Origin of the sequence: uncultured Meiothermus sp. (assembly GCF_937863175.1) — a bacterium.
Classification (GTDB): Bacteria; Deinococcota; Deinococci; order Deinococcales; family Thermaceae; genus Meiothermus.
This window is the reverse complement of record NZ_CALMCQ010000467.1, coordinates 1-3,682: the sequence shown is the minus strand read 5'-3', so window position 1 is coordinate 3,682 and position 3,682 is coordinate 1. Positions and strand designations below refer to the sequence as shown.

Sequence of the window (3,682 nt, the reverse complement as noted above, 5' to 3'; positions counted from 1 at the left end):
CAGCGAGATGCCGGTTTCATCCACTACGATACCCGCCCCAAAGCCCATGTAGTTGGACTGGATAAAGGAGACCTGCAGCTCGCCGTCGGCAGCGCACAGGTATACGGTGCCCCCTTTAGGAACCCCAGCCTGGACTGAAAGGGCGCGTTCTCCAATCTGGTTGCGGCGCTGGGCCAGGTAGTCGGGGTTGAGCAGGTCGCCAGGGGTAACCGACATATAGCGCGGGTCACCCACGAACTTTTGCACATCGGCAAAGGCCAGTTTCAAGGCTTCGATCTGCAGGTGAAAACTCTCCACCGAATCGCGGGGATACCGGCCCAGCTCAAAGCCCTCGAGAATCTTCAGTGCCATCAAGGCCGCGATACCCTGGCCTGCGGGAGGAATCTCATGTATTTCCAGCCCCCCGTACCGGGCTGAAGCTGGCTCCACCCACTCCGGGCGATACGCAGCCAGATCTGAGCGGGTCAGATAGCCTCCGGTCACGGCTGCAAAATCGGCCATCTGGGCAGCCAGCCTTCCGCTATAAAAACTCTCCGCACCGGTGCGGGCTATCTCACGCAGGGTCTCGGCGTGGCGTTGACTACGCCAGAGTTCGCCGGGTCTGGGGGCTCTGCCGCCCGGCATGAAGACTTTTTTGAAAGGCTGGAAACAGGCTTCGTTCAGGGGGCCATATACTGCCTCGATTCGAGGCCAGGTGCGCCCGGTTTCGGGGGTTACGGCAAAGCCCTCTTCAGCATAGCGAATGGCGGGCTCGAAGAGTTTTTCGAAAGGCAATTTGCCGAACTTTTCGTGTAGTACCCGCCAGGATGAAGGCGCACCGGGCACCGTGACCGGAAGCCAGCCACGGGTGGGCACCTGTCCACTCGAGGCAAAGGTCTGAAAATCCTGGCTGGCTGGGCTCATGCCGTTGGCATTCAGACCATGCAGCTGCTGCCCGTCGTGCACCAGTGCAAAAGCGTCCGAGCCAATGCCGTTGGAGGTGGGCTCGAGCACGGTCAGGGCAGTCGCCATAGCTACCGCCGCATCCGCTGCACTGCCCCCTGCCAGCAGCATCTCCATGCCAGCCAGCGCGGCCTGGGGCTGGCTGGTGGCTACCGCACCCCGTTTACCCACAACCACATTGCGACGGGAAGGGTAGGCATACTGGTTAAGGTTCATACCTTCAACTATACCCACCTGCCAGGACTCGCACGGCATGCGCCCCTGAAAGCCGGTCAGTGCCGTTATTCCGGCTCGTCCCAGCGTATGGGCCGGATTTGAATGCACCGGCCGCCCTCCAAAACCAGTTCGGTAGCACAAAACATGGCCCGTCCCACAGCGGCCTTGAAGGGGGTGGGTCGCTGGGTGGTAAAGCGCCCCAGAAAACTTTCAATCTCGCCGCCAATAATCGAGTGAATGGGGCCGGTCATGCCCACATCACACTGGATGGCGGTTCCATTGGCTAAAAACCCCGCGTCTGCGGTCTGAACGTGGGTGTGAGTACCCAGCAGCGCCGAGACTCTACCCCCAAGATAGTGGCCCAGGGCGTATTTCTCGCTGGTGGCCTCGGCGTGAACCTCGAGCAGGGCGTAATCGTGCCCGACCTCGTCCAGCAGGGCCTCGCTGGTGCGAAAAGGATCGTACAGGTTCAGGCCCATATCCACCTGCCCCATCACCTGCATCACCAGCAGTTGCACTTCTCCAGCTTCCAATACCCAGTGTCCTTTTCCCGGGGTGCCGGGTGGGTAGTTGAGGGCGCGGATGATAGGCTCGGTCTGGATGAGTTCAAACACGTCTTTGTGATCCCAGGCGTGGTTGCCCAGGGTGATCAGATCGGCCCCAGCATCCCGCAGTTTTCTATAAGCAGGCTTGGACAAACCCTTGCCATGGTGGGCGTTCTCCCCATTAACAATGACCAGGTCGTAGTGGGGCCGCAGGTCGGGCAGGTGCATTGCCACTGCCCGCAGACCGGGCTCACCGAAGACATCACCAACAAAAAGAACCCGCATTCGCCAAGCTTACGCGACCGACCCGGCATTAGGGGTGCAAAAGTCCGTTATGGGGTCGTTACGCCCGGATAGAGGGCCTCGAGTTCCCCCCAAAGATCCCCCAGGCTGTCCGCAGGGAGCCGGCAGGCCCCTTGCTGGCAGAGATAAGCCAGACCCGGCGGGCGGTTTTTCAATACCGGAAGAGCATCCGACGGCCCCATGGCCAGGGTGGTGAGCGGCAGGAACCAGGCCCGGATCGGATCCAGCATCGCTGACGGAGCCACCACCGCCAGCTCGCTGCCCCTGGTTCCGACCAGATGCGCGTGCAGCAAGGCTGGAAAGCCAAAAGCACTGCGGGTCAGGCTCTGAGCATAACACTCCACTGCCGACAGGGCCGCTTGATGCCAGTCCTGGCGCTCATAAAGGGCCGCCAGCCGGAACAAAAGCTCGGCTGCTGCTGCACTCCCCGATGGATACGGCCCATCGTAGGCATCGCGGGCCTTCACCGGCAGGGTTTCATCCAGCGAGTCGCGGAAGCCCCCCTCCGGCTCCTGGAAGTGGGCCAGGATGGCCTCAGCAAGCTGCTGGGCAGCTCTCAGCCACTCCATCTCCCCGGTGGCCTCGTACAGCGCCAGAAGGCCCAGTCCGTAGTTGGCCTGGTCGCTCAGATAGGCCTGGGGCCTGAGCAAACCATTGCGCCAGGAATGCCGCAACAGCCCATCCGTGTACATCACCCTCAACACAAAGTCGGCATTCTGGCGAGCGGCCTGGATATATCTGGGTTCTCCCAGCAAGCGCCCCACCTCGACCATCGCTCGTAGCATCAAGCCGTTCCAGTCGGCCAGAACTTTGTCGTCGGTCAGGGGCCAGACTCTTTTTTTGCGTGCTTCGTACAGGCGCTGGCGAACACGGTCCACCCAGTTCTCGTAGGCCTCTGGCGCCATGCCCAGACTCTGCATCAAGGCTTGCTCCGGGAAGCGGCGCTCCAGTACATTGGCGTGCTCCCAGTTCCCGGCCTGCGAGACCCCAAAGAGCTTTTTGGCAGCGTCGGCCTCTGCACCCAGGATGTCGTGGATTTCGGCCTCCTGCCAGACGTAGAATTTCCCTTCCACACCCTCCGAGTCGGCATCCTGCGCCGACCAGAACCCGCCCTCCGGCCCGGTCATCTCGCGTAGAACATAGCCCAGTGTCTCGAGCGCAATCCGCCGATACCTGCGGACTTGCTCTTCTGTTCCCCGGCCCAGCACACTGGCTGCGGCATAGACCCGGGCCAACTGGGCGTTGTCGTAAAGCATCTTCTCGAAGTGCGGCACCCGCCAGATACCATCCACCGCATAGCGGTGGAAGCCACCCCCCACCTGGTCGTAGATGCCGCCCTGGGCCATCCGATCCAGGGTCAGTTGCAGGTGTTGCCAGGCAGCCTCATTCCCCATCCAGGCATGAGAGAGCAGGTACAACAGGCCCGGTGATTGTGGAAACTTCGGGGCTCCGCCAAAACCGCCATAGGCCCGGTCAAAGGCCCTGGCTAAAGCACCCAGGGCGGCCTGGTGCAGATCATCGGGCAGTTCCCCCCTGCGCGGTTTAAGCTGATCCTGCAAGTGGGTGGTCAGGTGCTCGGCATTCTCCACCACATCCCTGGGCTGGTGCTGCCAGGCATGGTGAACTCCGGCCAGAACCCGGCGAAAACTGGGAAACCCCTGGCGGTCCTCGGGTGG

3 protein-coding genes are annotated in these 3,682 nt (G+C 61.8%); all 3 read right to left on the bottom strand.

The annotated features are described in order from the left end of the window. On the bottom strand, nt 1-1,158 hold a 1,158-nt coding region (locus tag Q0288_RS17335), incomplete at its 3' end, for a gamma-glutamyltransferase (protein ID WP_299433459.1). A 65-nt stretch (nt 1,159-1,223) separates the two neighbouring features. After that, nucleotides 1,224-1,988, bottom strand: a complete 765-nt coding sequence (locus Q0288_RS17330) for a TIGR00282 family metallophosphoesterase (protein ID WP_299433456.1) — start codon at nt 1,986-1,988, stop codon at nt 1,224-1,226. 47 nt (nt 1,989-2,035) lie between these two features. Then, the coding region (locus Q0288_RS17325; RefSeq protein WP_299433453.1) for a thioredoxin domain-containing protein at nt 2,036-3,682 on the bottom strand (1,647 nt) is incomplete at its 5' end.

Bases quoted from the DNA above. Each gene is read 5' to 3' on its own strand.
- Q0288_RS17330 (WP_299433456.1), bottom strand. From the start codon at position 1,988: ATGCGGGTTCTTTTTGTTGGTGATGTCTTCGGTGAGCCCGGTCTGCGG.